Here is a 4,033-nt window from a genome sequence, read left to right as displayed (position 1 = left end):
ATAATTATTATGAATTTACATCATTTATTAAAATGATATAAATATTATTATAATAATTTTAAGAGTATTTTAACGCACTCTTTTTCTTAGTCACATCTGCATATTTACATTGATAATTATTTTATATGTTTATGAAATTTAATTTATTAGAGTGATTTAGATAAATGTTTTCCTTCCAATTATTTAATTATTATGCATCAAAAATTAAATTTTTATTGGTAAACTGTTATTTTGTACTTATCTTTGTTAAAGAAATCTTAATAAGGTTTTAAACTAAACACCAACAAAATTATGGATAAGAAAAAAATAGCAATAGGATGCGATGAGGCTGCCTACGCTTTAAAAATTGTATTAAAAGATCACTTAGAAAAATTGGGATATGAAGTGACAGATTATGGTGCGGAGAAGGGTGAAGTTGTTTTATATCCGGATGTTGCTGCAAAAGTAGCAAAGGCTGTAGCAGCGGGAGAATTTGAAAGGGCTGTATTAACTTGTGGCACTGGCATTGGAATGGCAATTACTGCCAATAAAATACCAGGTGTAAGAGCAGCAGTTTGTCATGATCCTTTTTCTGCAGAAAGAGCTAGAAAAAGTAATAATGCACAAATTATCTGTTTTGGTGAGCGAGTTATTGGACACGAACTTGCGAAAAGTTTGTTGAATACTTGGTTGGAATCAGAGTTCAGCGGTGGTGGTTCTGCGCCTAAAGTTCAACGTATATGTGATTATGAAGAAGAATATTTCAAAAAGTAATTTTTGAAAGTTTACAAGATATTTTTATTTTTTTAGTTAAGTTAATTAATAAATTTTTTAATCAGAAAAAGAGTAAGTTAAATTTAACATTACTCTTTTTTTATATCTGTTTAATTACATAAATTGTATAAGAGAAAATGAAATGCTTGTAAAAAATCATTTAGATAATTTTTTTCCAAATGCTAAATCTCCGGCATCTCCTAATCCAGGTACAATGTATTGATTTTCATTTAGTTCGTTATCAACTGAAGCAATCCATAATTCTGAATTTTCAGGTAACTTGGTTTTTATGTATTCTATTCCTGGTTTGGAACCAATAGCTGCAACGATGTGAACTTTTTGAGGTTTACCTTGACTTAATAAAACTTCGTATACATTTGCTAAAGATTCACCCGTAGCCAACATAGGATCGGATATTATTAAGATTTTATCTTGTAATGAGGGGGTTGCTAAATATTCAACCACAATCTCAAATTCTTTATTACTATTCGGATGATGTCTAAATGCAGATACAAAAGTTGTTTCAGCCTGATCAAAAAAATTCATCATTCCTTGATGCAAAGGTAGTCCCGCACGCAAAATAGTGCATAAAACAGGTTGTTGAATTAATAATTCTGTAGGTTTTATTCCCAATGGCGAGTTAATATTTACAGTTTGATATTCTAAGGTTTTACTAAGCTCATAACCTAAAATTTCACCTATTCGCTCTAAATTTTTTCTAAACCTCATTCTATCCTTCTGAATAACTACGTCTCTTAATTCTCCAACAAATTGATTTAATATAGATTTAGTTTTACTGAAATCGTGGACTATCATAAATATTGTTTTTTGTAAATATAAGCTATTTGCTCATAAATTTTATAAACAAAAATATTTTAAACATTGATTTTATTCTTATTTAATTTTAGGAGCAACATTATAAATTACTTCTATGTATACTTCATTTCTCTTATCTTTTTGATACTTTATATCTTTAGACCATATATCCAAAACTGAATTATTGTTTTTTATCTCGGAATTTCTTGTATACTTTTCAATATTTATTCCTATATAATTTAAAAGTGCATATTCATCGCCAGTAGAAATTACTTTAAATGCTGTTTCTTTATTTCTACCATCACCATAATCAGCGATTGCTTTCATTAAAAATTCAGCTTGATTTTTTAGTATAGTCAGCCTTCCTACATTTTCATTTTTTTCTTCATTGTAACATATAATAAGATTGAGTATTATGGTAAGATTAATTGGATCATTTTTCAGAAATTCTTCACCTAAAATAAGAGCTTTATTATATTTTTTTGATGCTATTAGTTTCATGAATTTTAAATATTTTTTACTAAATTCAAAATTTTTAGTATAATAAGAAGAATATAATTTTCCATAGTAAAGATAATATGATTTTATATGGTCTTGTTGTAGATCTAAAGGTTTATTTAGAAAGTCAGAAATTATATTTTCATAATAGTAAGGAGAATTTATATCGTTAACAGTTTCTTTTATTTTTTCATAATTTATTTGTTGTGAAAAAGATAGTTTTAAAATAAATAGATTTATTATAATATAAATTAGTTTCATGAGTAATGAGTTAAATATATTAAATACAAAAATAAAGAGTATATAGATAAAAAAATATATAATTGTTAATTGTTTTTAATATAAAATAATTGACTTAAGAGTATTTTGAGATGACATTAAATTTATTATTATTAGAAACCATAAATTATAATGCTAAGTAAATTAATATATAAAATGTTTATATTAAATAATATTGAGCTATTGTTAATTTAAATTTATAATTTCATTTAATGATTTGGCAATTTAATTTAAACAATAAAGAACAATTATAAAATACAGTTTAATTTGAATTAATATATTGACTTATGATATAAGCTTCACTCCAGCATGCCTGAAAATTAAAACCTCCAGTCAGAGCATCGATATTTAATACTTCTCCGGCAAAATATAAATTAGGTATTAGTTTAGATTGCATAGTACGAAAATCTATTTCTTTTAAATCTACACCTCCAGCAGTAACAAATTCATCTTTATGAGTATTTTTTCCATTTATTTGTAATTGTGTGTTAGTTAGAGCTTCTGCTATTTTATTAATATCTTTTTTACTTAGGTCGGCTAATTTTTTATCTTTAATTTGAAGACTGTAAAGTAGATTATTCCAAAATCGTTGTGTTAAATTATATATTTTTAATGCATATATTGATTTTTTAGAATTCTTTATCTTTTCGATAAATAATTCTTCTCTTACCCGATCAAATGTTTCTGATATCCAATTAATTCGTAAAATGAATTTATAGTCTAGTTTGAAAAGTTCTCTAGCACTCCATGAAGATAATTTTAAAACCGCAGGACCGCTCAACCCCCAATGAGTAATTAATATAGGACCAAATTCTTTTATCTTCAAAGAAGGAATATGTATTTCAGCTTCTGGAAAAGAAATTCCTTGTAAATTGCTCAGTAATTTATCACTGCATAAAAAAGTAAATAAACTTGGAACGGGTTTAATAATATTATGACCCAATTGATGATGTATAATATCCCACATTTTCTGAGAACTTCCTGTTGCTATAACTAATGCATCGGCAAAAAATTTATTTTCAGTCGTAGCAATTTCAAATTTATTGTTAATATTTTTAATGTTAATAACTTTCGAATTGTAATTAATTTCAATATTATTTTTTTGAGTTTCTTGAAGAAAAGTATCAATAATAGTTTGTGATGAATCTGATTGAGGGAAAACTCTATGATCGCTTTCAATTTTTAAATCAACACCTTTTTGTGAAAACCATTCAAATGTGTCAGAGGGCTGAAAATGATTAAATACACTAATCAATTCTTTAGATCCTCTTGGATAATATTTTACAAGTTTTTTTGCTGAAAAGCAAGCGTGTGTTAAATTACACCTTCCCCCTCCCGATATTTTTAATTTCTGTAATGGGTTTTTAGCTTGTTCTAAGATTAGAATTTTCCATTTACTTGATTTAACATTTGATGCTAAAAAAAATCCGGCAGCTCCACCACCAATTATTATAAGTTGTTTCAATTATTTTTTGTAATAAAATTATAATTTATAATAAAGGTTGGAATTATTTCCAACCTTATTTCATATTAATTATTTTTTAAATAAACGTTTTATCCTCGATATTAATGAATTGTCATAACTTTCGTCTTCTTCAAAATATCCATATCCATATCCATACCCGTATCCATATCCATATCCATACCCATAACCATATCCTCCAGGATTGACATAATCATTAAATAT

The 4,033-nt window shown here is 26.1% G+C and carries 4 protein-coding genes; 1 reads left to right on the top strand and 3 read right to left on the bottom strand.

The annotated features are described in order from the left end of the window. The first annotated feature begins 291 nt into the window (after positions 1-291). Positions 292-753: a ribose 5-phosphate isomerase B gene (gene rpiB / locus M3Z80_RS09370; protein ID WP_293919351.1), complete on the top strand. Its 462-nt coding sequence runs from the start codon at positions 292-294 to the stop codon at positions 751-753. Between the two features lie 156 nt (positions 754-909). Here the strand turns inward: rpiB and upp are convergent, their stop codons facing one another. The 3 genes from upp to M3Z80_RS09355 form a co-directional block, all read right to left on the bottom strand. Next, positions 910-1,569 carry a uracil phosphoribosyltransferase gene (gene upp, locus M3Z80_RS09365; RefSeq protein WP_293919350.1) on the bottom strand — a complete coding sequence of 220 codons (660 nt, stop codon included), beginning with the start codon at positions 1,567-1,569 and terminating at the stop codon, positions 910-912. Between the two features lie 78 nt (positions 1,570-1,647). Then, positions 1,648-2,328, bottom strand: a complete 681-nt coding sequence (locus M3Z80_RS09360; RefSeq protein WP_293919349.1) for a DUF4919 domain-containing protein — start codon at positions 2,326-2,328, stop codon at positions 1,648-1,650. 280 nt (positions 2,329-2,608) lie between these two features. Continuing rightward, the gene (locus M3Z80_RS09355) at positions 2,609-3,811 is read right to left on the bottom strand and encodes a BaiN/RdsA family NAD(P)/FAD-dependent oxidoreductase (protein WP_293919348.1); all 1,203 of its coding nucleotides are present in this window, start codon (positions 3,809-3,811) and stop codon (positions 2,609-2,611) included. Positions 3,812-4,033 lie beyond the last annotated feature (222 nt).

This window comes from Apibacter sp., from assembly GCF_025291155.1.
GTDB lineage: Bacteria > Bacteroidota > Bacteroidia > Flavobacteriales > Weeksellaceae > Apibacter.
Note: the sequence above shows the minus strand (reverse complement) of the source record. Positions and strands in the feature narration are given on the sequence as shown.

Excerpts from the sequence above, each read along its gene's own strand:
- M3Z80_RS09360 (WP_293919349.1), bottom strand. The coding sequence starts at position 2,328 with ATGAAACTAATTTATATTATAATAAATCTATTTATTTTAAAACTATCT.
- upp (WP_293919350.1), bottom strand. The coding sequence starts at position 1,569 with ATGATAGTCCACGATTTCAGTAAAACTAAATCTATATTAAATCAATTT.
- rpiB (WP_293919351.1), top strand. The coding sequence starts at position 292 with ATGGATAAGAAAAAAATAGCAATAGGATGCGATGAGGCTGCCTACGCT.